This is a genomic window from Streptomyces sp. NPDC002232 (genome assembly GCF_042890295.1).
Taxonomy (GTDB): domain Bacteria; phylum Actinomycetota; class Actinomycetes; order Streptomycetales; family Streptomycetaceae; genus Streptomyces.
Map to the genome: position 1 here is coordinate 1,197,330 of NZ_JBIARV010000002.1, position 23,419 is coordinate 1,220,748.

General features: G+C 73.2%; 21 protein-coding genes and 1 tRNA gene. 10 read left to right on the forward strand and 12 right to left on the reverse strand.

Going from position 1 to position 23,419, the window contains the following annotated elements:
* Window positions 1-120 precede the first annotated feature (120 nt).
* The 4 genes from ACFYXU_RS12165 to ACFYXU_RS12180 all read left to right on the forward strand — a co-directional run bounded on the left by ACFYXU_RS12165 (window position 121) and on the right by ACFYXU_RS12180 (window position 3,013).
* Window positions 121-588: an Lrp/AsnC family transcriptional regulator gene (locus ACFYXU_RS12165; RefSeq protein ID WP_329851084.1), complete on the forward strand. Its 468-nt coding sequence runs from the start codon at window positions 121-123 to the stop codon at window positions 586-588.
* A 93-nt stretch (window positions 589-681) separates the two neighbouring features.
* Window positions 682-1,305, forward strand: a complete 624-nt coding sequence (locus ACFYXU_RS12170; RefSeq protein WP_389407092.1) for an ArsR/SmtB family transcription factor — start codon at window positions 682-684, stop codon at window positions 1,303-1,305.
* A gap of 17 nt (window positions 1,306-1,322) precedes the next feature.
* Window positions 1,323-1,517: a hypothetical protein gene (locus ACFYXU_RS12175; RefSeq protein WP_389407091.1), complete on the forward strand. Its 195-nt coding sequence runs from the start codon at window positions 1,323-1,325 to the stop codon at window positions 1,515-1,517.
* Window positions 1,514-3,013, forward strand: a complete 1,500-nt coding sequence (locus ACFYXU_RS12180; RefSeq protein WP_389407090.1) for an MFS transporter — start codon at window positions 1,514-1,516, stop codon at window positions 3,011-3,013. Before ACFYXU_RS12175 ends, ACFYXU_RS12180 begins: the two co-directional genes overlap by 4 nt.
* Here the strand turns inward: ACFYXU_RS12180 and ACFYXU_RS12185 are convergent.
* Entirely contained in the window at window positions 2,946-3,740 is a 795-nt protein-coding gene (locus tag ACFYXU_RS12185; RefSeq protein WP_389407089.1) for a S16 family serine protease, read from the reverse strand. The genes ACFYXU_RS12180 and ACFYXU_RS12185 overlap by 68 nt on opposite strands.
* A gap of 49 nt (window positions 3,741-3,789) precedes the next feature.
* Complete coding sequence (locus tag ACFYXU_RS12190; protein ID WP_389407088.1) at window positions 3,790-4,893, reverse strand: alpha/beta hydrolase family protein; 1,104 nt, start codon at window positions 4,891-4,893, stop codon at window positions 3,790-3,792.
* A gap of 82 nt (window positions 4,894-4,975) precedes the next feature.
* Between ACFYXU_RS12190 and ACFYXU_RS12195 the strand changes: the two genes are divergently transcribed.
* A complete protein-coding gene (locus tag ACFYXU_RS12195) occupies window positions 4,976-5,926 on the forward strand; it encodes an ArsR/SmtB family transcription factor (protein WP_389407087.1) in 951 nt (316 codons plus the stop codon).
* A 538-nt stretch (window positions 5,927-6,464) separates the two neighbouring features.
* Here ACFYXU_RS12195 and ACFYXU_RS12200 read toward each other — a convergent pair.
* From ACFYXU_RS12200 to ACFYXU_RS12220, 5 genes are all read right to left on the reverse strand, one after another.
* Window positions 6,465-7,106 carry an IclR family transcriptional regulator gene (locus tag ACFYXU_RS12200; protein WP_041129456.1) on the reverse strand — a complete coding sequence of 214 codons (642 nt, stop codon included), beginning with the start codon at window positions 7,104-7,106 and terminating at the stop codon, window positions 6,465-6,467.
* Window positions 7,107-7,594: 488 nt separating this feature from the next.
* Window positions 7,595-9,391 carry a DEAD/DEAH box helicase gene (locus tag ACFYXU_RS12205; protein WP_329851143.1) on the reverse strand — a complete coding sequence of 599 codons (1,797 nt, stop codon included), beginning with the start codon at window positions 9,389-9,391 and terminating at the stop codon, window positions 7,595-7,597.
* A 115-nt stretch (window positions 9,392-9,506) separates the two neighbouring features.
* Window positions 9,507-9,899 (reverse strand): type II toxin-antitoxin system death-on-curing family toxin, encoded by a 393-nt coding sequence (locus tag ACFYXU_RS12210; protein ID WP_389457501.1) that lies wholly within the window; start codon window positions 9,897-9,899, stop codon window positions 9,507-9,509.
* A complete protein-coding gene (locus ACFYXU_RS12215) occupies window positions 9,896-10,096 on the reverse strand; it encodes a ribbon-helix-helix protein, CopG family (protein ID WP_389457503.1) in 201 nt (66 codons plus the stop codon). Before ACFYXU_RS12215 ends, ACFYXU_RS12210 begins: the two co-directional genes overlap by 4 nt.
* Before the next feature lie 42 nt (window positions 10,097-10,138).
* Window positions 10,139-11,608 carry an MFS transporter gene (locus tag ACFYXU_RS12220; protein ID WP_389457505.1) on the reverse strand — a complete coding sequence of 490 codons (1,470 nt, stop codon included), beginning with the start codon at window positions 11,606-11,608 and terminating at the stop codon, window positions 10,139-10,141.
* Window positions 11,609-11,787: 179 nt separating this feature from the next.
* Here ACFYXU_RS12220 and ACFYXU_RS12225 point away from each other — a divergent pair.
* The 5 genes from ACFYXU_RS12225 to ACFYXU_RS12245 all read left to right on the forward strand — a co-directional run bounded on the left by ACFYXU_RS12225 (window position 11,788) and on the right by ACFYXU_RS12245 (window position 17,971).
* Window positions 11,788-11,862, forward strand: a tRNA-Cys gene (locus tag ACFYXU_RS12225).
* Between the two features lie 371 nt (window positions 11,863-12,233).
* Window positions 12,234-12,620 carry a hypothetical protein gene (locus ACFYXU_RS12230; RefSeq protein WP_389407084.1) on the forward strand — a complete coding sequence of 129 codons (387 nt, stop codon included), beginning with the start codon at window positions 12,234-12,236 and terminating at the stop codon, window positions 12,618-12,620.
* A 98-nt stretch (window positions 12,621-12,718) separates the two neighbouring features.
* Window positions 12,719-13,639, forward strand: a complete 921-nt coding sequence (locus tag ACFYXU_RS12235; RefSeq protein WP_389457507.1) for a serine/threonine protein kinase — start codon at window positions 12,719-12,721, stop codon at window positions 13,637-13,639.
* Window positions 13,640-13,643: 4 nt separating this feature from the next.
* Window positions 13,644-15,815, forward strand: coding sequence for a protein kinase (locus ACFYXU_RS12240; RefSeq protein ID WP_389457509.1), 2,172 nt, complete (start codon window positions 13,644-13,646; stop codon window positions 15,813-15,815).
* Between the two features lie 47 nt (window positions 15,816-15,862).
* Window positions 15,863-17,971 (forward strand): protein kinase, encoded by a 2,109-nt coding sequence (locus ACFYXU_RS12245; protein ID WP_389457512.1) that lies wholly within the window; start codon window positions 15,863-15,865, stop codon window positions 17,969-17,971.
* 73 nt (window positions 17,972-18,044) lie between these two features.
* Here the strand turns inward: ACFYXU_RS12245 and ACFYXU_RS12250 are convergent, their stop codons facing one another.
* Genes ACFYXU_RS12250 through mycP form a run of 5 tightly spaced genes read right to left on the reverse strand, consistent with a single transcriptional unit; the run spans window position 18,045 to window position 23,354 of the window.
* The gene (locus tag ACFYXU_RS12250) at window positions 18,045-18,686 is read right to left on the reverse strand and encodes a hypothetical protein (protein ID WP_389457514.1); all 642 of its coding nucleotides are present in this window, start codon (window positions 18,684-18,686) and stop codon (window positions 18,045-18,047) included.
* Between the two features lie 12 nt (window positions 18,687-18,698).
* A complete protein-coding gene (locus ACFYXU_RS12255; RefSeq protein ID WP_389457516.1) occupies window positions 18,699-19,358 on the reverse strand; it encodes a hypothetical protein in 660 nt (219 codons plus the stop codon).
* Between the two features lies 1 nt (window position 19,359).
* Window positions 19,360-21,678 (reverse strand): hypothetical protein, encoded by a 2,319-nt coding sequence (locus ACFYXU_RS12260; RefSeq protein WP_376507976.1) that lies wholly within the window; start codon window positions 21,676-21,678, stop codon window positions 19,360-19,362.
* Between the two features lie 36 nt (window positions 21,679-21,714).
* Entirely contained in the window at window positions 21,715-22,131 is a 417-nt protein-coding gene (locus tag ACFYXU_RS12265; protein WP_329851111.1) for a hypothetical protein, read from the reverse strand.
* A gap of 50 nt (window positions 22,132-22,181) precedes the next feature.
* Window positions 22,182-23,354, reverse strand: coding sequence for a type VII secretion-associated serine protease mycosin (gene mycP / locus ACFYXU_RS12270; protein ID WP_389457597.1), 1,173 nt, complete (start codon window positions 23,352-23,354; stop codon window positions 22,182-22,184).
* Between the last annotated feature and the right edge of the window lie 65 nt (window positions 23,355-23,419).

The window sequence follows — 23,419 nt, forward strand, 5'->3', positions numbered from 1 at the left end:
GCAGCAATGTCCCGCCGTTCGGCAAGGTGCGCAAGAGTTCGCTGATCTGCTGGTCAAGGTGTACAGCGAACGGCGAGGATGGCCGTGCGACTTGTACATCCTGACCATGGGGAGGCCGCTGTGGCGATCGATCATTTGGACGGCCGGCTGATCGCGCTGCTCGCGCGGGAGCCGCGCATCGGGGTCCTGGAGGCCTCACGGCGTCTGGGGGTGGCGCGCGGCACGGTGCAGGCGCGTCTCGACCGGCTCCAGGCGACCGGGGTGATCCGGGGGTTCGGGCCGCAGGTGGACCCGGCGGCGCTCGGCTATCCGGTGACGGCCTTCGCGACCCTGGAGATCAAGCAGGGGCAGGGCGCGGACGTGCGGGGGCACCTGGCGACGGTGCCGGAGGTCCTGGAGCTGCACACGACGACGGGTCACGGGGACATGCTCTGCCGGCTCGTGGCGCGGTCGAACGCGGACCTCCAGCGGGTGATCGACAAGGTGGTGGCCTTCGAGGGGATCGTCCGGGCGTCCACGGCGATCGTGATGGAGAACCCGGTGCCGCTGCGGATCATCCCGCTGGTGGAGCAGGCGGCGCAGGAGTAGCCGGGCGGAGCCGTAAGTCCATAGAGAGCTCTGCAAAGGAGTAGTTGCAAAGAAAGCCTTGCAACTACTCCTTTGCAACTCTACGGTGGAGCCATGCCCGAGCCCGAAGCCCCGTCAGAGCAGCCCGAGCCCGCCGCCCCGCAGGCGCCCGCCGAGCCCCTGAGCCGCACGCTCGACCCGCGCTCCCTGCGGGCCATCGCGCACCCCCTGCGCATCCAGCTGCTGCGCGCCCTGCGCCGCTACGGCCCCGCCACCGCCTCCCAGCTCGCCGAGCGGCTCGGCGAGTCCAGCGGCGCCACCAGCTACCACCTGCGCCAGCTCGCCGCGCACGGCTTCATCGTGGACGACCCGACGCGCGGCAAGGGCCGGGAGCGCTGGTGGAAGGCGGTCCACCGGGGGACGATCTTCGACGAGACGCTCCACAAGAACCCCGACCCCGAGGTCCAGGGCGCCCTCGACGTCGTCATGCACGAGATCGCGACCATCCACACCCAGGAGCTGTCGACCTGGGTCGCCACCCGTCACACCTGGGGCGAGGAGTGGTACGGCGCCTCGGACTTCAGCGACTTCCGGCTGAACGTCACGCCCGACCGGCTGCGCGAGCTGAACCGGAAGATCCACGCCCTGATCGACGAGTACAGCGAGACCTCCGACCCCGACGCGCCGGGCGCCGCCCGCGTACGGATGCACCTGCACGCGTTCCCGCAGCACGACTGACGGAAGGAACCCGCACCATGCATGCCGACATCCACCTCCAGCTGCACGCCCTGACCGCCGAGGAGCTCCGGCACGAGGCCGCCGCCGGGCCCCGGCCGGCCGGCCGCGCCCCCGCCCTCCGCACCCTGCGCGCCCACATGGGCTGGAGGCTCGTCGAACTGGGCCTGCGCATGGCCACCCCCGCCAACGGCCCCTCCCCGCTGGCCGCATGACCGTGCCGGGGGGACACGACAAGAAGACCGCAGGACACGACCAGGTCCCCCGCGGGACCGCACGACAGGACGACGTCGCACACGGGACCGCACGGCACGACGACATCCCACGCGGGACCGCACGGCACGACCGCGTCCCGCTCGGGACCGTCCTGACCGCGAACGCCATATCCGTCACCGGCAATTCGCTCACCCTCATCGGCGTCCCGTGGTTCGCCCTGGAGACCACGGGCAGCCCCGGCAAGGCCGGACTCGTCGCCTTCTGCGCGGCCGTCCCGGTCGTCCTCGCCGCGATCGCCGGCGGCCCCGTCATCGACCGCCTCGGGCGCCGCCGGGTCAGCATCGCCTCCGACCTGACCTGCGGACTCGCGCTCGCCGCGATCCCGCTCCTGCACCAGACGGGCGCCCTGAGGTTCTGGATGCTGTGCGCGCTGATGGCCGTCACGGGCCTGTTCCACGCGCCCGGCGAGACCGCGCGGCACGTGCTCGTCCCCGACCTGGCCGGGCGCGCCGGGACCTCGCTCACCCGGGCGGCCAGCCTGTACGACGCGGTGGCGCGCGGGGCCAGGATGACGGGCGCCGCGGTCGCCGGGCTGCTCGTCGCCTTCATGGGTCCCGGCACGGTGCTGTACCTCGACGCGGCCACCTTCGCCGTCTCCGCGCTCCTCGTCGCGGCGGGCCTGCGCGGGGTGCCCTCGGCGGAACCGCAGCGCGAGGGCCCCCGCCTCTCCCCCGCCCGCTACCGCGCCGACCTGCGCGAGGGATACGCCTTCCTCTTCCGGGCCCGGCTGCTGCTCGCCGTCACCGTCATGGTGATGGTGACCAACGGCCTGAACCAGAGCTGGAGTTCGGTGCTGCTGCCGGTCCACGCCAAGGAGGAGCTCGGCGGTCCCGCCGCGCAGGGCATGCTCGTGTCCGTCTTCGCCGGCTGCGCCCTGGCCGGCGCCCTGCTCTACGGGGCCGTCGGCGAACGCTTCCCCCGCCGGGTCGTGTTCACCGCGGGCTTCCTCCTCTGCGGCGCCCCGCCGTACGTCGTCGCCGCGCTCACCGACACCACCGCGCCGCTGCTGGTGACGATGGTGGCGGCGGGCTTCGGCGCCGGGGTCCTGAACCCGATCCTGACGACCGTGATCTACGAGCAGGTGCCCGACGCGCTGCGCAGCCGGGTCTCCGGCGCGAGCACGGCGGGAGTGCTGCTCACGACGCCGCTGGGCGGACTGGCGGCGGGACTCCTGGTCGAGCGCGCCGGGCTGACGGCGACGCTGCTGGGGGTCGGCGGGCTCTACTTCCTCGCGACGCTCTCGCCGCTGGTCTTCCCCGCCTGGCGGGGCCTGGACCGTACGCCCCCGAACACGCCGGCGGGCGCGCCCGCCGACCCGCACCGCGAAGCCCCGTCCGGCAGTCCCTCCCGTACTGCCTCCGAGGACGTCAGCAGGACGGGACCTTCGACTCCTGCCCCTTCTCCAGGGCCCGCAGGGACGCCACCGCGTCGCTGAGCGCGGTGACGGGCACGAGCCGCAGCCCCCTGGGCTGCTCGGCCTGCGCGTCCGAGCACTCGTCCTTCGGTACGAGGAAGACGGTGGCCCCGTCCCGTGCGGCGGCCTGCGTCTTGAGGGAGACCCCGCCGACCGCGCCGACCGTGCCGTCGGGCTGGATCGTGCCCGTACCGGCGACGATCCGGCCGCCCGTGAGGTCGCCGCCGTTCCCGTCCCCGTCGAGCTTGTCGACGATGCCGAGGGAGAACAGCAGCCCGGCGCTCGGCCCGCCGACGTCGGCGAGGTGCAGGGTCACCTTCACCTTCTCGGGGTCCTTCTTCAGATAGCCGAGGGCGGCCAGGGTGGCCGCGTCCTGCGACTGCTTCATCTGCCCGAGGTTGCGCTTCTCGATCTCCGCGTCGGACTTCCCCGGCGGGTAGACGGAGTCGTGCGGCAGGACGGCCCGGTCGGTTCGGAACCAGGCGTCGGTCACGTCCCCGAGGTCCACGTCCGTGGACGGCCCGGTCGCCAGGATCGTCGTCATCCGCAGCTCGCCCTTGGTGTCCCTGACCGGGGCGCCCGTGATGGTGATGACCTCCAGCCCCTGGTCCTTGCCGAGCACGTCGGCGGTCGTGCCGGGCTGGGCGATCGCGTACGGCAGCGGCGCGAGCCCGACGACGGCGAAGAGCGCGGCGACGGGCAGCGCGCACAGCGCGAGGGCACGGGGACGGGAGAGGCTGGAGAACACGCCCCCAATCTACTGGGACGGGCCCCACGCCGGAGACCGGCCGCCGCGCCTACATCCACCGGTCGAAGAAGGACCGCACACCGTGCCGTACGACGGCCGCCGCCCTCCGGGTGTCCCCGGCCCCCACGAGCGCGTCCCGCGCGGCGGCGCCGACGAGCCCGGCGTCCTGGAGGCGGGGCACGAGGTGCGCGTAGTCGCAGAAGACCCAGTGGTTCGCCCCGGGGAGCAGGACGCGGCGGGCACGGACCCCGGTCCAGGAGCGTTCGAGGCGGGCCGCCTCCACGAAGCCGTCCGTACGGAACATGAGCAGGGGGCGGGCGAGCCCCGCCACGAGCTCCGGGTCGAGGTCGAGATGGCCCTCCAGGTTGACCCCTGCGGTGATCCGGTCGTCGCCCGCCAGCGCGTGGACGGCGGCGGTACCGCCCGCCGAGTGCCCGTACACGCCGATCCGGCGCGGATCCATGACCGGGGCGAGGGGCAGGTCCCCGAGCCGGTCGAGGACGAACCGGAGATCCGCGACCCGGGTGTCGATCATCGTGCGGAACGTCTCCGGGTCCGGCGGCCCGGTGAGCACGGTCCGGCGCACCCCGCCGGGCAGCTCCACCTGACTGGCGTCCCCCGGGTGGTCGACGAGGACCACGACCCGGCCGTGGCTCGCGAGGTCCTCGGCGAGCGTCGTCCCGAGGGTGCGGGAGTCACCGCCGCCCGGGGTGTAAAGGATCACCGGGCGGCGGCCCGGGAGCGGCGGGGCGTCCCGGTGCCCGTGGGTGAGGACCGCGCCCCAGCCCACACCGGCGGCGGGCAGCCCGGGACGCACCAGGGGCGCCAGGACGGCGAACTCCCCGGCCTCCGCGGGGGTGAGCTGCGCGGCGCGCGGGAAGCCGCGGACGGTACGGGCCGGGTACAGGACGCTGATCATCACCTCCCGCGCGCCGGGCACCCAGGGGTCGGGGCGGGAGGGATCGGTCAGCGCGAAGGTACGGAAGCCCACGGGGTGGGGTCCGGTGGGCGCGGGCAGCCGGAGGACGGCCGGGGCGGGTGCGGGCCGCACGGACAAGGCGGCATCCGCCGGGGAGGCGCCGAACAGGACGGCGGCTCCGAGGAGAGCCCCCTTGGTGACGGTGCGGCGGCTGGGTGCGGGGTGAGAGGTCATGCACGGCATCCTTGGCCGGGACGGGGAGTCGGGCGAAGGTTCAGGCCGTGCCCGAAAGGCTGGCGTTCCGGAGGGGGTTGGGGTGCTGCGCATCCACTTCACGGCGGAGGACTTCACCCGGGTGCGGTTCGCGCCCCGGCCGTCGCCCGTGCCCGAGCTGCACGCCGCCCTGATGATGCTCGGCGCGCCGCACGAGGGGCTGCTGTTCGGCCGCTGGCGGGGCAGGCTGCTGCGCGCCCTGCCGGCGGCGGCCGGGCCGCTCGCGGACCTGGTGCCCGGCGGGGTGGCCCCCGCCTTCCTCGACGTCCTCGGCGAGACGCGGGAGGAGGGCTTCGCGCTCCTCAGGTCGGCGCGGCCGGAGCTGGTGCGGTCCGAGCTGGAGCGGGTGTACGCGGGGCCGGGCGCCGGCGCGGCACCGGCGTGGGTCCGGGGGCTGCACGACGGGCGTGCGGACGCCTGGCGTGTGGTGGAGCGGGCCCAGCGGGCGGCGTACGAGGCGGCCCTGGCGCCGGTGTGGGGACTGGTCCAGGATCTGCACCGGGCGGAGTTCACCCGGCACGCGACGACGGTCGCCGGACAGGGGCTCGGCGCGGCCCTGACGGCCCTGGCCCCGGGGCTCCGGCTCCGCGACGGCCTCTGGGAGTGGCCGGGCGCGCCCCGGGACGTCCACCTCGCCGGGCGGGGCCTGGTCCTCCTGCCCACCTTCCACTGGCGGGGCGGCCCGCTGGTCCAGGACCTCCCGGAGCGCCCGGTGGTCCTGACGTACCCGGCGGGCGGGGGCCTGCCGCCCTCGGCGCCGGACGTGCCCGGGGAGGACGCCCTCGCGGGGGTCCTGGGCCGGACCCGGGCGGAGCTCCTCCGGGCCCTGACGGAGCCCCGCACGACGACGGAACTGGCCCGGCGACTGGGCGTCAGCAACGCGACGGCCTCGGCCCACGCGCGGGCGCTGCGCGCGGCGGGCCTCCTGACGACAACCCGCACGGGCCGCTCGGTCCACCACGCGACGACACCCTTGACGACGCTGCTGCCGTAACGCGGCACCCGGCCGGTCCGGTTGTGGGCGGCACCCCCTGCCGGCCCGTTGTGGGCCCGTGCCCCGCCCGTTGTGGGCATGCGTTCCGCCGGGGCGGAACGGGTGGGCACAACGGAACGGCGCCCTTGCCGGCGCCAGAGGCTGTAGCGCCCTGACCCGCACCGGATCCGCGCCGCCCGGGGGTGCGGGCCAAGGCACAGGACGCGGAGGCGCCGCGAGAGCGCGCCGTCCCGTGTGCCCACCCGTCCCGCCCAGCGGGACGATTGCCCACACGGGCGCGGGGCGAAGGCCCACCTGGAGCGCGAGCGCAAGCGCCACGGCATGGTGCAGAGAGGCGCCGGGCCACGTGCGGCAGGCACGCCCGTCACGAGCACGGTGCACGAGGGCGCCGGGGCGCGCCGGCGTTCCTCCGGGGCCGAGGCCTCGCCATGAGCACGACTCGCAGGGACGCAGACGCGGTCCCGGGGCGCAGGCGCCCGAGGCCGCCCTGCGTCGCCGGGTGAGGTTCAAGGGACCGGGGTGGGATCCGCCGCGCGCTCTAGCGCAGCGCGTCCGCGACCTCTCGTGCCGCGTCCACCACCCTCGGCCCCACCCGCTCCGGCACCGCGTCCGCGAGCATCACGACGCCGACGCTGCCCTCGACGCCCGTCACGCCGACCAGCGGGGCGGCCGCGCCGCTCGCGCCGGCCTCCAGTTCGCCGTGGGTGAGGGTGAAGCCGGGTTCGGTCAGTCCGCCCTGCCGGGCCGCGAGTATCGCCCGGCCGGCAGCGCCCCGGTCGAGCGGGTGGCGGAAGCCGGCCCGGTAGGCGACGTGGTAGTCGGTCCAGGTCGGTTCGACGACCGCGACCGCGAGCGCCTCCGCCCCGTCGACGAGGGTCAGGTGGGCGGTCGCCCCGATGTCCTCGGCCAGCGAGCGGAGCGCGGGCAGCGCGGCCTCCCGTACGAGCGGGTGGACCTGCCGGCCCAGCCGCAGCACGCCGAGGCCGACGCGGGCGCGCCCGCCCAGGTCACGGCGGACCAGGGCGTGCTGCTCGAGCGTGGCGAGGAGCCGGTAGACCACGGTCCTGTTGACCCCGAGTTTGTTGGACAACTCGGTGACCGTCAGACCGTGGTCGGTGTCGGCGAGCAGTTTGAGGACTCTGAGTCCCCGGTCGAGCGTCTGGGAGGTCTCCGCGGTCACGACGCCCTCTCCTTCGAAGTGAGTGGCGGCGGCTCTCACGGAGTTGCGGCGCCGGTCCCGCGGCGACGCACGTCAGAGGCCGCCGGCAGGAAGGGGTACACCGGCTGCGCTCCGCGGCGGCGCTGCCACGGGGCGATTGCTTGTGAGCCGGGACAGTAGCGTCGCGCTCCGCTCAGCGGAAGACCTCGTCCAGAATCCGGGCGCCGACGACCGTATACAGCCGGTTCGGGACCTTCGTCGGTCGGACGAGGGACTTTGGCGGACAAGATCGGCTATGTCGTGCCCGTAGCGTGGAGACGGCCGGAGGCCGACCGTGGGGGCCGGACTCCGTGCCCGCTCCCGCCCTGCGGGACGCCCGAGGCCCGTACGCGCACCGCGTACGGGCCTCGCTTCTTCACCACGGACACCCACGGACACCTACGGACACCCACCCACGAGCACGGACGAACGCAGGCAAGCACGGACGACCGCGGACGAACCCCACGGGGCTACCGCATGCGCGTGGCCCACTCCTGGACCTTCTTGATCCGTTCGCGGATCTGGCCCGCGGTCGCCTCGGCGCTCGGCGGCCCGCCGCAGACCCGGCGCAGCTCGGTGTGGATGACGCCGTGGGGCTTGCCGCTCTGGTGAACGTACGCACCGACCATCGTGTTGAGCTGTTTCCTCAGCTCAAGGAGCTCCTTGTGGGAAACGACGGGGCGGCGCTCCGCCGGAAGCTCCAGGAGGTCGGCCTCGTCGTCCGGCTTCTTGCGGCTGTGCGCGATCTGCCGGGCCTGGCGCTTCTGGAGGAGCAGCTGGACCTGGTCGGGTTCGAGGAGGCCGGGGATGCCGAGGTAGTCCTGCTCCTCGGCGCTGCCGGGGTGGGCCTGCATGCCGAACTCGGCGCTGTTGTAGAGGACGCGGTCGAAGACGGCGTCGGACTCCAGCGCCTCGAAGGGCAGCATGTCCTGCTCGCCGGTGTCCTCGTCCTGCTGGCGCTCGGCCTCGGCCATCTCCTTCTCGGACTCGGCGTACGGGTCCTCGTCCTCGCCCGCCTTCTTCGGCCGGTCGAGGACGTGGTCGCGCTCGACCTCCATCTCGTTGGCGAATCCGAGGAGGCTGGGGATGGTCGGAAGGAACACGGACGCGGTCTCGCCGCGCCTGCGGGATCGCACGAAGCGGCCGACGGCCTGGGCGAAGAAGAGCGGGGTGGAGATGGTCGTCGCGTACACGCCCACGGACAGGCGGGGGACGTCGACGCCTTCGGACACCATGCGGACGGCGACCATCCAGCGGTCGGTGCTCTCGCTGAACTCGTCGATGCGGTTCGAGGCGCCGGTGTCGTCGGAAAGGACGACGGTCGCCCGGGTGCCGGTGATCTCCCGGATCAGCTTGGCGTACGAGCGGGCCGAGTCCTGGTCGGAGGCGATGACGAGGCCGCCGGCGTCCGGGATGGACTTCCGGACCTCGGTGAGGCGCTGGTCGGCGGCGCGCAGGACGTTCGGCATCCAGTCACCCTTGGCGTCCAGCGCGGTGCGCCAGGCCTGCGAGACCGCGTCCTTGGTCATCGGCTCGCCGAGGCGGGCGGCGATCTCGTCGCCGGCCTTGGTGCGCCAGCGCATGTTGCCGCTGTAGGAGAGGAAGATGACCGGCCGGACGACGCCGTCGTTGAGGGCGTTGCCGTAGCCGTAGGTGTAGTCGGCCGAGGACCGCCGGATGCCGTCGTTCCCCTCCTCGTACGTGACGAAGGGGATCGGGTTGGTGTCGGAGCGGAAGGGGGTGCCGGTGAGGGCCAGGCGCCGGGTGGCGGGCTCGAAGGCCTCCAGGCAGGCCTCGCCCCAGGACTTGGAGTCTCCGGCGTGGTGGATCTCGTCGAGGATGACGAGGGTCTTGCGCTGTTCGGAACGGTTGCGGTGCAGCATGGGCCGTACGCCGACGCCGGCGTAGGTGATGGCGACGCCGTCGTACTCCTTGCTGAGCGGGCCCGCGCTGTAGTCGGGGTCCAGCTTGATCCCTATCCTCGCCGCCGCGGCCGCCCACTGCTTCTTGAGGTGCTCAGTGGGGGCGACCACGGTGATCTGCTGCACGACGTGGTGGTGCAGCAGCCAGGAGGCGAGGGTCAGGGCGAAGGTGGTCTTGCCGGCGCCGGGCGTGGCGACCGCGAGGAAGTCACGGGGCTGCTCCTGGATGTACTTCTCCATCGCCCCCTGCTGCCAGGCGCGCAGCTTGCCGGCGGTACCCCACGGGGCCCGGCCGGGAAAGGCGGGAGAAAGGTGATGGGAGGAGGTGGCGGTAGTAGTCACGATCTCCGGGTTCGACGCTCGTCACGGAAGGACAGTCCAGATATGACAACCGGGCCACCTTACCGGCGGCCCGGCCGGAACGTCGTACGCGACGGGGTCGGGGCGACCCGGTTGTGACTCAGCTCGCGTGATCGTCGATCAGCTCGCGCAGCCCCTGGGCGATCGCCCCGACCTCGTCGATATCGCCGGTCGCGACGGCTACGACCAGGCGTTCCGCGGCGTCGATGTCGGCACGCAGGTGGACACCGTTCATGGCGAGGAACGTGACGCAGGACAGCCAGGCCGTGCGCTTGTTGCCGTCGACGAAGGGACGGTTCACCGCGAGGGACTGGAGGAGCGCGGCGCCCTTTCCCAGGAGGTCGGGATAGGCCTCCTCGCCGAACATCGCGGCCGACGGGCGGTGCACCGACGAGTCGAGCAGTCCGGCGTCCCGGACGACGACCTTCTGGTCGTCGACCGCGTGCTCGGCGATGATCAGGACGTCTTCGCCGGTGAGGTACACGCAGGTCACTTGAGCCGCTCCATCAGCTCGTGCCACTTGGTCGCCTGCTCCATGGCCGTCTTGCGCACGATGGCCTCCTGGGCGGTACGCGCCAGGTAGTCGTCCACGGCCCGCAGCAGTAGGGCGTGCATGCTCGTGCCCTCCTGCTCGGCGCGCTGCTTCAGGGCCTCGGTCTGATCGTCGCGGAGACGCAGGTTCATAGCCATACCAGAACGGTACGACCATGGGGTCAATCTGGTACCGAATTCTCAGTCCCGCACCCGCGTCCCGTGCAGCCGCGTGGCCACCCAGGCGCCCGCCGCCGCCACCCCCGCCATCGGCAGGAAGACGGCCGCGAAGGCGGCCGGGTGGGAGCCGGTGGTGCTGCCGGCGTCCATGGCGTGACCGACCGCGCCGCCGCCCAGCGCCGCGAAGGCCGCGCCGCCCGCGGCGAGCAGCAGGACGTTGGAGAGGCCGTCGGAGATCTGGAGCGCGGCCGAGTTGGCGCCCACCTCCTCGGGGGCGGAGAGCTTCATGAGGAGGACGCTCGTCGAGGAGATGACGGCGCCCATGCCGAGGCAGCCGAAGGCCCAGGCGACGGCGACGACCCACACCGGGACGGAGGCGATCAGCACGCTGGGCGCGGCGGCGATGGCCAGCCCGACCAGGACCATGCCGACGACGGTGAGCCGTTCCCGGTACGGCTCCGTCCACGGCCGGGCCTGGATCCAGGAGCCGAGCGCCCAGGTGAGGCCGCCGACGGCGAGGGAGAGCCCGGCCAGGGTGGGGCTGAGGCCGCGCTGGGAGACCAGCATCAGGGGGACGAAGGACTCGGCGGCGATGAAGGACCCGGCGGCGACGCCGCGGAGCAGGATGACGGAGGGCAGGCCGCGGGCGGCCCGGTAGGTGCCGCGCGGCAGCAGGCCGCGGACGGCGGGCACGAGGAGGGCGAGACCGGCTGCGGCGGGCAGCAGCGAGAGCCAGCGCAGCTCCTGGCCGGCGTACTGGAGGAGCGCGGCGCCGGCGGAGATGCCGAGGGCCAGCATGATCCGGCGCCGGTCCCAGGGTGCCAGGGGCGCGGCCGGGTCGGCGGGGCCTGAGGCGGTGCGGCGGATCGCGGGGAGGGCGAGGGCCAACGGGAAGACGACGAGGGCGGGGATGCCGACGAAGACCCAGCGCCAGCCGAGGTGCTCGGTGACGGTGCCGGCGGCGAGCGGGCCGACGACGGAGGGGACGACCCAGGCTGCGGCGAAGGCGGCCATGATCGCGGGCCGGAGGTGTTCGGCGTAGGCGCGGCTGACGATCACGTACAGGGCGACGATGACCAGACCGCCGCCGAGGCCCTGGACGGCCCGGCCGAGGATGAACTGCCACATGGCGCCCGCGGTGCCGGAGAGCAGCAGTCCGGCGGCGAAGGCGCTGATGCCGGCGGTGAGCGGGGCGAGCGGGCCGCTCCGGTCGGACCACTGGCCGGCGAGGACCATGCCGAAGAGGCTGGTGGTGAAGTACGCGGAGAAGGCGAAGGCGTAGAGGGGGATGCCGTCGAGCTCGCGGGCGGCGACGGGCATGGCGGTGCCGACGGCGGTGGCCTCGAAGGCGATGAGCAGGACGACGGAGACGATGCCGATGCTGAGCGCCCGGTGCTCCGGGTCGAGGACGGACCCCTTGGTGTCGCCGGGTGCGGCAGGGGGTCCGGGGATGGAGGCGACGTCGGCGTCGCGGGGTTCGAGGGCGCTCATTCCCCCAGAGTAAGAGGTGATCCCGGGGTTGGCTCCTGTCAGGAGGAGGGTTCGGACTCGGCCCTTCGGCGTAGGTCCACGAACGGAGTGTTGCGGCGGTGTGGCAGTCGCATGGCATGCCCCCGGAAACCCTTGAGCCCCTCCCGACCCCCCGCCTACGGTCGTACTCGTCACCACACGACCGTGTGCCCGAGTGGTTGAGGGGCTCGCCTGCAAAGCGAGTTACGCGGGTTCAATTCCCGCCACGGTCTCCAGCTGCCCGACGCGGCAGAACAGAAGGGCGGCACCCCTCGGAGGGGTGCCGCCCTTTTCACTCGGCGCCCGGGCGGGGGTCCGGGAGGGCGTCCTGGCCCGGTTCGGGGCCGGGACGGCGGCTGGGACGGCTCCCCCGCCCGGGTCGGGGACTCGCCCTGATCGGGTCCCGTACGCCGTCCTCGCCCCCCGAGGACGGCTTCCGGGCAGATGCGGCCGGGCCCCCTCACACGACCGCGTTCCAGGGCTGCCGGACGCCGCCGACCCCGCAGAGCACGCCACAGGTCCAATTCCCGCCACGGTCTCTACCGGCTCCGGCCGCCTTCCTTACGGAACCTTCACTTCCGGCTGCGGACTGTGCAACAGTCCGCGCATGAACGATCACGGCAGACGCAGACTGGGCGTCATCCTCGGCGTGGGTCTCGCCTGCGGCCTCCTGCCCGGCATCACCCTGTCGGGCACGGAGACGCTGGACATCGGGCTCTCCGTCCTGATGGCGAGCCTCGTCATGGTGGTCCTCACCCAGGTGGTCTTCGTCGGCCCGTCGGGCCGCGTCCCGCCCGGCGCCCTCCTGGTCTTCGGCCTCGTGGGCTTCGTCCAGGACGCCCTGATCTGGTGGCTGCTCTCCTGGCTGGGCCCGAAGATCGCCTACCTGCACGTCGACGGCCTGACCACGATCCTCCTCGCCGCCCTGATCACCCGCTCCACCCTCCTGCTCCTGTCCCAGCTGGGCCCGGCGGCGGAGACGGCGGAGGGCTGACGGGGCCGGGCCTCCCGCACACCGCCCCGCTCCCTCCGCTCGGTAGGCTCGTCCCGCCCCCGTCGTCACGGGGCGCCGAACGACGGGGGGACGTACACGTGGAGCAGTCGCGCACGCGGGAGGAGGGGTCCGCGCGCCGGATCGGCCCGTACCGTCTCGTCACCCGCCTCGACCCGCCCGGGCCGTACGGTCCCGCCGTCCCCTGCCGGCGGTTCGTCGCCCGTACCCGGGACGGTGGCCGCACGGTCCTGCTGAACGCCCCGCTGCCCGGCGCCGACCCGGCCCGCTTCGCCGTGGAGGCCGACGCGGCACGGCGGCTCCTCGGCGCGTGGGTCGCGCCGGTGACGGACCTGGCCCCGCCCGGCGAGACCCCCTGGTACGCGACCCCGTACGTCCCCGCCCTGCCCCTCCCCGTCGCCCTCGCCGTCCATGGCGGGCCGCTGCCCGAGGCGACCGTACGGGCCGTCGGCACCGCCCTCGCCGAGGCGCTCGCCGGCGCGCACGCGCAGGGCCTCACGCACGCCGGGGTCTCCCCCGCCGCCGTCCTGCTCACCGCCGACGGGCCCCGGCTGAGCTGCTTCGGGGCGGTACGGGCGGCCGGCGCCGACGGAGAGGCCCGCACCGGCCTGCCGGGCCTCGAACCGGGCGCGCTCGCCCCCGAGCAGGCGTCCGGCGGCCGGCCCCGCCCGCCGGGTGACGTCTACGCGCTCGGCGCGGTCCTGGCGTACGCGGCCACCGGCCACACCGTGCCCGAGCGGGACGAACTCCCCGCCGCCCTGCGCCCGCTGGTCTCCTCCTGCCTGGCCCGCGACCCCGCCGACCGGCCGACCGCCGCCGACCTGGTGGCCGCCCTCGCGCCGCCCACCCCGCACCGGACCGTCCTGAACTCGGCCGGCTCCCTTCTCACGCCCGGCTGGCTGCCGGGCCGGGTGGTGGCCGCGCTGGCCCGCCAGTCCTCGGAACTGCTCGCGGCCGAACTCCCCGCCGACACGGCCCCCGACACCCCTCCCCGGACCTGACCTGATGCTGTCGCCCCTGACCCACGACGACCCGGCCGCCGTCGCCGCGTACCGCCTGCTCGCCCGCCTCGGCTCAGGCGGCATGGGCACGGTCTATCTGGCGCGCACGCCCGGAGGCCGTACCGTCGCCCTGAAGACCGTGCACGCCCGTCTCGCGACCGACCCCGCGTTCCGCTCCCGGTTCCGGCTGGAGACCGACGCGGCGCGGATCATCGGAGCGCGGCACGGCGCGGCCGTCGTCGACGCCGACCCGCTGGCCGAGACGCCGTGGCTGGCCACGGAGTACGTCCTCGGGCCGCCGCTCGACGACGCCGTCGCGCTCGGCGGCCCCCTGCCGGAACCGACCGTCCGCGCCCTCGGCGCGGCCCTCGCCGGGGCCCTCGCCCAACTGCACTCCTCGGACGTGGTCCACCGCGACCTGAAGCCCTCGAACGTCCTGGTCACCGCGTACGGCCCGAAGATCATCGACTTCGGCATCGCGCGCGCGGCCGGCGACGACCACCTCACCCGAACGGGGGCGGCGGCGGGCACGCCCGCGTTCATGTCGCCGGAGCAGGCGAGCGGAGGGGAACACGCCCCCGCCGGGGACGTGTTCGCGCTGGCCGGCGTCCTGGTCTTCGCCGCCACGGGCCGCGGGCCCTTCGGCAAGGGCTCCCCCGCCGACCTCCTCTACCGGGTGCGCTACGCCGAACCCGACCTGGACGGCGTGCCGGAGGCGCTGCTGCCGCTCCTGACGGCGTGCCTCGCCAAGGACGCGGCGGACCGGCCGACGACGCACACCCTGGTGGACCGACTCCACGACGGGCACGGCGAGTTCGCGGACCATCTGCCGCCGCTGCTCCTCGCCGACATCGCCCGCCGGGCGACCGACGTCTGGCTCCACACCCCGCACCGCCTCCCGGCCCCCGCGGAGTCCGCGACGGCGGCGACGGTCCCGGGCACCCCGCCGTCCCGCCGCCGCGCCCTGGCCCTGGGCGGCGGCACCCTCCTCGGGGTGGCGGGCGCGGGCGCGGGGGTGTGGGCGTGGCTGGGCTCACGGAACGGCACCACGGGCACCCCACCGGCGGCGGGCCCCACGGCGATCCCGGCGAAGACGGCCTCGGACGGGGCGCCGGCGGCGCTGTGGCGGGGGGAGTCGCTGGACCGCGAGCAGAGCGTCACGCCGCTGGTCGCGGGCGATGTGGTGGGCTTCGCGGAGACGGTGTCCTTCCGGGCGTTCGACACGCTGAAGGGCAAGCCGCTCTGGGAGGACATCATCGTGTTCGAGCCCCAGCAGATCACCACCGACGGCGGGTTCTTCTACGCCTCCGACGGCCCCACCGAGGGCGGGGGCGTCCTGCAGATCCGTACGCTCGCCCCCCGCACCGGCAAGGAGGCGGCACCGACCATCGAGATCAAGGGCTTCGACGGATCCCAGTTCGGCACGCAGCTCCTCACCGCCGCCGGCGGACGCCTCATCACCGCCTCGCGGGCCGGACGGTACACGGATCCCATCGAGGACCGGGAACTCGGCTGGCACTTCGTCGCAGTCGACCTGCGGACGCGCCGGGAGATCTGGCGCCAGCCCTACGCCTGGGGCAACGTCCGCCCCTGGCTGTCCCGGATCGTCGGCGACCGGCTGGTGCTCGGCAAGAACAGCGACGACCTCGAGTCCTTCGACGTCCAGGTGAGGGACCTGCGGACCGGTCGCCGACTGTGGCGACGGAGCGTCCCCCTCAAGGACTCCGTGTCCTTCAGGCCGGGCCAGCTCGTCACCGACGACCGGCACCTCTATCTGGGCGGCGACCGCCTCCGGGCGCTGCGCCTCGGCGACGGCGGTGTCGCCTGGGAGTACGGCGTGGGCTCCGCCTTCGGCATTCCCGCCGTCTCGGACGGCCTCGTCCACGCGAACCGGTCCGGCACCGGGATCGTGGCCGTCACCGCCGACCGGGGCGCCAAGCGCTGGGAGGAACTGCCGTCGGGCCGCAGCCTCACGCCCGACCTCCTCTCGGTCCCCGTCGTCGGCACGAAATACGTGTACGCGCCCGTCCAGGGCGGTCTGAACGCGGTCGACCGCGCGACCCACCGCTCGGCCTGGGTCTTCCCCTCGGAGGCCGGCCGATACGTCGTCAACGCCTCGCGGACCCGGATCGTCGGGGCGGGAGCGTCGTCGGTCGTGGCGTTCCCGTTCGCCTGAGCCGTGCCGTCCGCGCCTCCGCTCCCCCTCTCACCGGAAAGCAGCCCGTGACCCCTCAGCCCCTCGCCGTCGGCGACCCGCTCCGGCTCGGCCCGTACCGCCTCCTCGGCATTCTCGGCGAGGGCGGCATGGGCAAGGTGTACGTGGGCCGGGACGGCGCCGGAACCACCGCCGCCGTGAAGGTCCTGCGGCCCGAACTCGCCCACGACCGGCACCTCGCACAGCGGTTCGTCCGCGAGGCGGACATGGCGCGGGCGGTCACGAGCAAGGGTGTGGCCCGGGTGCTGGGCACGCAGACCGAGGGCGGACGGCCGTGGATCGCCGCCGAGTTCCTCGCCGGGCCGACGCTCGACGAGGCCGTCCGCGCGTACGGCCCGATGGACGGACCGGCGGTCCGCGCCCTCGCCGCCCGGCTCGCCCGCACCCTGCACGACATCCACGCGGCGGGCCTGGTCCACCGCGACCTCAAGCCCGCGAACATCGTGCTCACCTCGACCGGCCCGAGGATCATCGACTTCGGCATCGCGCGCCCCGAGCACGGCCTGACCCTCACCACCACGGGCCAGATCCCGGTCACCCCGGGCTACGGGGCGCCGGAGCAGGTCCTCGGGCAGCGCGTCGGTCCGGCCTCGGACGTCTTCTCGCTCGGCGCGGTCCTCGCGTACGCGGCGAGCGGGCGGCGCACCTTCGACGGGGCCCATGTGGCGGCGGTGCAGTACGAGGTGGTGCACGGCACTCCGGACCTGAGCCAGGTGCCCCCGGAGCTCCAGAACCTCATCGGCCCGTGTCTCGCGAAGGACCCGGCGCTCCGCCCGGCCCCGCCCCAGGTCGCCGAGGCGTTCGCCCCGCCCGGGGGCGCGGACCGGCCGTGGCGCAAGGGCCCGCTGGCGCAGGACATCAGGCGGCGGGAGGCGGCGACGAAGCGCCTGACGGCGCCCGAGGACACGGCCGTACCCGCCGCCGAGCCGACGCGCCGCCGCTTCCTCACCCTGACGGCGGCCGGTGTGGCCGTGCTCGGCGCGGGCGGGGGCGGCGGGGCGTGGTGGCTGACCCGGCCCGACGCGTCGCCGACCGCCGGAGTGCCGGCGGCCGTGGCGGCCCCGGAGGCGGCCTTCGCCTCGCTCATCGACAGCAAGCCGGACGAGGCCCCGAAGGCCCTGTGGGGTCCTCTCGACGTGACCGCCCCGAACGGTCGTCTCCCGCTGCCCGTACGCGACGTGCTGGTCGTGCAGGCCACGGCCGGGGAGCTGCTGGCGCTGTCGGTCACCGACGGCCGGGAGCGGTGGCGGGCCCAGGGGGTCGACGCGTCCGCCGGGTACGTCTCCGTCGCCGACCGGCTCGTCGTCGGGGCCGACGCGAACGGCGTCCTGCACGCGTTCGTCGCCTCCACCGGCGCACCGGTGTGGCAGACGCGGTCCGATGTCCACGACGTCCTCGCCGCCGACGACACCCATGTCTACGTGGTGACGAAGGACGACGAGCTGGCCGCCGTCGACGCCTGGACGCTCGACACCGCGTGGACGCGCCCGATGACGTCCCCGCGCTCCCCGGACGGCCCCGCGAAGGCGGTGGCGAGCGGGAAGCGGCTCGTGATCCACGGCCGGGACGGGCACGTGGAGGTCCTCGACACCACGACGGCCGAGACCCTGTGCACGCTCAAGGACCAGGGCACCCGGGGCCAGGCGCCCTCGGTGAGCGGCAACACCTTCTACGTCGGCGGGCCCGACCTGGTGGCCCGGCGTCTCGACGACGGGGGCTTCCTGTGGAAGGAGGAGAGCAGGAACCGCGGCGACCTGGAAATGGGCTGGTCCAGCCCCACCGCCGACGGCGCCTTCGTACTGGCCGTCGTCGGCTACACGGCCTACCGGCTGGGCACGGTCGCCGAGCGGAGCCGGTCCAGCACCGACTGGTCGGTGGTCATGGGCGAGGCGGGCACGACGACCGGCACCCTCACGGCCCCGGTGGTGGAGGGCGGAACGGTGTGGCTGCCCGAACCGGACGACAGCGCTGTCCGGGTGATGAACAGGACCGGAGACACGTTTCTGTTCAAGGTGACGATGCAGCGCGAGGGGCCCTACCAGATGGTCGGCGCCGCCCACCGGGTCTTCGTCGCGCGGGGCGGACGGATCGTGGCCCTGCCGGTCTTCGGAGTGTAGGAAGGCGTCGTGCCGATCGGGCCGGTTCGGCCACGGGCCCGGCCCGATCGTCCGGACGCCCTTCCGGGGACCGCTAGGCCTTCCTCGGCAATCCGTCGACCAGCTCCGTGTCCGCACACCCCAGCTCGCCCGCCACGTGCCGGGCCGCCGCGTTGGCCAGGGTGATCTGCTCCTCCCTGATGCCGGGGTGGTCGGCCTCGTTCTCGTCGGCGCGCTCCAGTTCGGCGTCGAGGACGATCGTGTGGGCCGGGGCGGGGAGTGCGCACGTGAAGTAGACCGAGGCGTAGAGGTCGGACGAGGTCGCGCGCCGGCCGGTGGAGTAGACCGTCGCGATGTCCTTCACGCCGCCGGTTCCGGGGACCGCCAGGGCCTCACGGAACGTGATGTCCAGGACGTTCTTCTCGTCCCCGGCCGTCTCCAGCACGCAGAACGGCACGCCCTTCATGCGCTGCTTGCCGCTCTGCGGCGTCCGAGCGGCCTTCCTCAGCTCGCTGAGGACCCGGGCGGGCTCGGACGGGTCGCTCGTCAGCCGGGCGTCCTCGCCGGCGATGGCTTCGAGCGCCGCGGCGGCGTCCGGCTGCCGGGCGAAGCCGCCGCAGACCTCCGAGGCGGCCTGCCCCGGGGAGGCGGCCTCGTCGCCTCCGGTCGAGCAGCCGGTCGCCGCCAGGGCGAGGGCGGCGGCCGGGAGCAGGATCCTGCGGGCGGTGACGAGCATGGAAGGACCCTTTCAGGAGGACGTCGCGACGGGTGGCGGCACCCTGGCCCCCAGCTCGTCCCCCTCGCAGCCCAGCTTCGCCGCGACGTCCCGGGCCGCCGCGTTCGCCAGGGTGATCAGGCGGGTGCGCTGGGCCCGGTCCGTCTCCGGGACGTCCGCCGGGCCCCGGACGCTCGTCTCGACGACGATCTCGTGTGCGGGGGCCTTGAGACGGCAGGTGAAGTAGAGCTTGCCGAGGCTGGAGGAGGAGTAGGCGCGGAGACCGGCCGTGAAGTACGTCGCCCTGTCCGCGAGGCGCGGGTCGACCGCCGGGGCCTCCTTCACCGCGTTGACCTGGATCTTGAGGTCCTTCACGCCGCCTTCGGCGGGGAGGAGACCGCAGTACGTCACCGGCTGCGGGCGGTACGAGTCCGCCCACGGCGCGGCCGCGTCCGCCCGCAGCGCGGTCAGGGCCTTCTCCGGCTTCGACAGGTTGTCCTCGAAGCGGTCCCCGCCCAGGACGGCGTCGAGGGCCGCCGTGGCCGCCGCGTCCTTCGCGAAACCGCCGCAGGCCTGGGCCGCCGGGACGCCCTCCGGGGTCTCCGGGGCGTCCCCGCCGCCGCCGGAGGAGCAGCTCGTGAGGAGGGCGGCCACGGCGAGGGCCGCGGCCGTTCGTGCCGGCGCAGAGCGCATGTCAGTCCTTCTCGTACGGGTCGGGCAGCGAGTTGTCGCGGGCGTGCATGCGCGAGTCCCGGACGTACTTGACCAGTTCCTCGTCGAGGTAGTTCCGGTCCTTCTCGCTCCAGCCGGGCGCGTTGGCGTAGGCGATGCCGGGGCGGAGCGAGTTCTCCTTGCCCATGGCGAGCGCCTCGTCCGACAGGTCGTCCGACTTCTTCTTCAGCAGCTCGTCCTTCTCGTACTTCTCGGCCATGTCGTCGGCCTCCATGCCGATGACCGTCGTGACCGCGCCGCCCACGGTCTCGGCGGCCAGCGGTACCAGTACGCCACCGGCGCCGCCGGTCAGGACCGCGATGCCGCCCGCAGCCGCCGCGCCGACGCCGAACTTGACCCATTCGGTCGTCTTGCCGACGGCCTTCTTGTGCTCCTCGGAGTCCTTCTCGTAGTCCTTGTCGATCTGCGCCATCCGGGACTCGTCCAGGATGCCCTGGGCCTCGGACCCGACCCGCAGCGTGGTCCGCGCGTCGGTGAGGTCGCGGTCGTCGAAGTGGGAGCCGGGCTTGGGGCCGACCTGGTCGAGGACGCTCGTCGTGTACAGCGACTCGGCCGCGGAGAGCGTGGAGTGGCCGGTCTCGCTCTGCGACACGATGCCCATGAAGTTGACGGCGTCGCCGCGGTTCCAAAGCAGCCCGGTGTCGAACTCGGAGCCGAAGCGGGACTTGCCGTCGGTGCCGTTGAAGCCGAAGGGCGAGTTCTTCTTCTCCTCCATCGTCGTGTCGCTGTCCGTCTCCAGGGAGCGGTTCAGCTCGTCGATGTAGGCGGCGCCCATCTTGCCGAGGCTGTCGTCGATGCCCGGCTGCTTGTGCATGTACTTCGGGTCGTCGCCGTACCGCTCGACGACCTTCTGCATGACCTCGGCGTTCTCCTTGGTCCGTACGTCCTTGAGGCCCTCGGGGTCCGCGTCGTACGGGTGGCCGGTGGTCGCGGACTCCAGGGCGTGGCCGAGGGCGTTGTAGCCGGGCTCCTTCGTCAGGTCACCCTTGTCGTTGATCTCGTCCGGCCACTGGCGGTCCTTGGTGAAGTAGTCGAACGGGTCGAGCTTCTTGTCGTCCTTGGTGTTCTCGGGTGTGAGGTCGATGCTGCTGTTGAAGAAGTCCGTCGACGCCTTCGGGTTGTGCCCGAGCCCCTCCATGAAGCCGACCATCGGGTCGCTGCCCAGGTCGCCGCCCATCCAGTTCAGATGGCTGGGCCCGCCGGTCAGCTGGCGCCAGGCCCGGTCGGCGGGCAGCGCCCCGTCGTGGGTCATCTTCCGCTCGGTGACGACGAGCCCGTTGCCGTAGTCCTTGAGGAACTTGTCGTCGTAGTCGCCGACGCGCATCAGGTTGCTCATGACCTGGAAGCCGTACGGGCTGGTACCGCGCGTCTGGATCGGCTCGCTGCCGGCCTTGATGACGTCGGCCTTCCACTGCTCCATCTCGGGACTCGTGGAATGGGACGCGGTGGCGAGCGTCAGACTCCAGTTCGTCTGGAGTTCCTTGAGCTTGTCGCGGTGGTCGACGCCGAGCCGCGAGCCGTCGCTCGGGTCGCCCATGTCGGCCCAGTACTCCATGCTGCCCTTCGGCCCGACCTCCAGGGCGAACTTCTCGGCGAAGTAAGGATCCTTCTGGTTGGCCTTGAAGAGGGCGTTGAGCTTGTCGATCTCCTCGGGGGTGGCGTCGTCGCCCTTCTTGTACAGCTCGTAGGCGGCGTGCGCGTCCTCGGCGTCCTGCGCCTTCGAGGCGGCCTTGAGGGAGTCGTAGCTCGTGCCGGAGAAGTTCATCTTGTCGTTGCCGACGAGTCCGCGCAGGGCGCGGGAGGCAACGTCGTCGGCGTTGTTCGCCTTGTCGATCGCGGCCTTGATCGCCGAACGCATCGCCTCGAAGTCGGCCTGCTCGGGCTTGGGCCCGTCGTAGTCCTTGGAGCGGCGGTCGGGGTGGATCAGATAGCTGACGACGCCGTCCGGGTCGATGCGGATGCCCTTGCCCGGGGCCTCCTGGACGAGCTTCTCCAGCTCCGTCTTGGCGGCGGTGAACTCGCTCTCCGCGTCCCGGAGGATGTTGCGGATGCTGGTCGCCTCGGTGAGGGCGTCGCCGAACTCCTTGGCCGTCTTGCGGACGAACGCCTGCGTCACACCGGCGTTCTCGCCCTTCCAGTCGGCCTTGTCGGCCTTGCCCTGGAGACCGGTCTCCGCCTTCTCCTTGCTCTTCTCCAGCTTGGTCACCGTCTCCGACCAGACGGTGACGGCCTCCTTGAGGCCGCTCAGGTGGGCGTGGAGAACCTGGTCGAACTTCAGCATCTGTTTCCCTCGTCAGCCGCCGTTGCCGGCTCAGGCTCAGTTGAAGTGCTTGTCGATCTCTGACATGGAGAAGTTCGTGACCAGCACTTCTTCATGGTTGGCGTGGCTGATGACCGTGTCCTCGAGGTGGTTGTGGATGTGCGCGCAGGCGCTGAGGAGCGCCTCGGCCTGGCTGCGCCAGGTGTCCCACATCGTCCACATCGCGGAGCCGGTCAGGAAGCCGTCGCCGTCCAGGCCCTTGGCCGCGGTGTCGGTCTGGGCGCCCGCGTGGAAGGCGTCGCGCTCGAACCAGTGGAAGAGCTCCTGGGCCTCGTTGCCGATGGCCTTGAGGTCGGCGGAGGTCACCTTGTAGTCACTGGCCCCGCCGCTGCCGCCGGGGTCCGTGGGCACGCTGTTGAGCCTCATCGCCGCGCTCTGGCTGCGGACTTGGCTCCACTCCTCGTCGAACGACATCTACTTCCCCATGAGTGAGTTACGGACGGCGGGCGGCGCGGGGCTCGCGCTCAGCTCCGCCGCGAGCGAAGGACGGTGAAGGCGACGGCGGCACCGACGAGCACGACGGCACCGATCCCGAGGCCGATCCAGAGGCCGGAGCCACCACCGTCGGCCTCGGAGGCCTGGGCGGCGGGGGCGGGCTTCGACGGGGCCGGGGCCGGGTCCGTCGAGGTGGACGCGGACGCGGATGCGGACGGCGTCACGTTCTCGGCGAGGTCGTCGATGGGGCGGACGCCGGCGGGGCCGGGGGCGCCGGGCGTCTTCAGCGTACGGAGCGGTCGGATGGCCCCGTAACCGACGAAGTCACTCCGCTTCTCACCGCCCTTGGGCTTGGCGGCGGTGTCGAGCATGACCTTCAGGACCTGGTTGTTGGTCCAGTCGGGGTGCTTCGACCAGAGGAGCGCGGCGGCGGCCGAGGCGAGGGCGGTGGCGTCACTGGTACCACTCGTCTTGCAGACCCCGGTACCGCCGCCACAGGCGTGCACGGTGTCCTGACCGGGAGCGACGATGTCGACCTGGTCACCGTGCTGCGACATCGGGATCCGCGTCATCTTGTCGTCGACGGCACCGACACCGACCACTCCGGGGGTGGCCGCGGGGTACATGAGGGCGTTCCCCTTCTCGGCGTCGTTGCCGACACCGGCGAAGACGAGCGACCCCTTGTCCAGCGCGTGCTTCACAGCATCCGTGAGTCCGGGCGAACCCGTCCCCACCGCCATCGAGATGTTGATGACCTTGGCACCGGAGTCCGCGGCGAACCGGATCGCGTCGGGTACGACGCGATTGAACTCCTCGTCCGCCGCCGCCTGGCTCTTCGTACCGCTGTCCCCTCCGGGTACGCGCAGAGGAAGGATCTTCGATCCGGGGGCCAGGCCGAAGGCGCCGTTGCCACCGTCACGGCGACCCGATCCGGCGATGAGGCCCGCCATGCCGGTGCCGTGACCGTTGTAGTCGGTGTACTCGTCCCCCGGCTTGTCCGTCGCGAAGTCCTTGCCGTCGAGGACCTGGCCCCGCAGATCCGGATTCTCCTTCTCGACACCGGTGTCGATGACCGCGACGGTCACCCCCTTGCCCGTGCTGAGCTGCCAGATCTCCTCCGCGCCCATGGCATCGAGGTGCCACTGCTGGGCACGGAAGTTCTCCGCGTGGGCGGGGACGGAAGCGATGCCCACCAGCAGCATCCCCAAGGCGGCCGAGGCGGTGGCTCGGGCACGGCTCCGACGAACACTGCTGGTACGCATCTGCT

What these genes read in the sequence shown, in the direction of transcription:
- ACFYXU_RS12220 (WP_389457505.1), bottom strand. Translation starts at nt 11,608, where the DNA reads ATGAGCGCCCTCGAACCCCGCGACGCCGACGTCGCCTCCATCCCCGGA.
- mycP (WP_389457597.1), bottom strand. Translation starts at nt 23,354, where the DNA reads ATGCTGCTGGTGGGCATCGCTTCCGTCCCCGCCCACGCGGAGAACTTC.
- ACFYXU_RS12260 (WP_376507976.1), bottom strand. Translation starts at nt 21,678, where the DNA reads ATGCTGAAGTTCGACCAGGTTCTCCACGCCCACCTGAGCGGCCTCAAG.
- ACFYXU_RS12170 (WP_389407092.1), top strand. Translation starts at nt 682, where the DNA reads ATGCCCGAGCCCGAAGCCCCGTCAGAGCAGCCCGAGCCCGCCGCCCCG.
- ACFYXU_RS12265 (WP_329851111.1), bottom strand. Translation starts at nt 22,131, where the DNA reads ATGTCGTTCGACGAGGAGTGGAGCCAAGTCCGCAGCCAGAGCGCGGCG.
- ACFYXU_RS12230 (WP_389407084.1), top strand. Translation starts at nt 12,234, where the DNA reads ATGAACGATCACGGCAGACGCAGACTGGGCGTCATCCTCGGCGTGGGT.
- ACFYXU_RS12175 (WP_389407091.1), top strand. Translation starts at nt 1,323, where the DNA reads ATGCATGCCGACATCCACCTCCAGCTGCACGCCCTGACCGCCGAGGAG.
- ACFYXU_RS12240 (WP_389457509.1), top strand. Translation starts at nt 13,644, where the DNA reads ATGCTGTCGCCCCTGACCCACGACGACCCGGCCGCCGTCGCCGCGTAC.
- ACFYXU_RS12255 (WP_389457516.1), bottom strand. Translation starts at nt 19,358, where the DNA reads ATGCGCTCTGCGCCGGCACGAACGGCCGCGGCCCTCGCCGTGGCCGCC.
- ACFYXU_RS12215 (WP_389457503.1), bottom strand. Translation starts at nt 10,096, where the DNA reads ATGGCTATGAACCTGCGTCTCCGCGACGATCAGACCGAGGCCCTGAAG.
- ACFYXU_RS12180 (WP_389407090.1), top strand. Translation starts at nt 1,514, where the DNA reads ATGACCGTGCCGGGGGGACACGACAAGAAGACCGCAGGACACGACCAG.
- ACFYXU_RS12250 (WP_389457514.1), bottom strand. Translation starts at nt 18,686, where the DNA reads ATGCTCGTCACCGCCCGCAGGATCCTGCTCCCGGCCGCCGCCCTCGCC.
- ACFYXU_RS12190 (WP_389407088.1), bottom strand. Translation starts at nt 4,893, where the DNA reads ATGACCTCTCACCCCGCACCCAGCCGCCGCACCGTCACCAAGGGGGCT.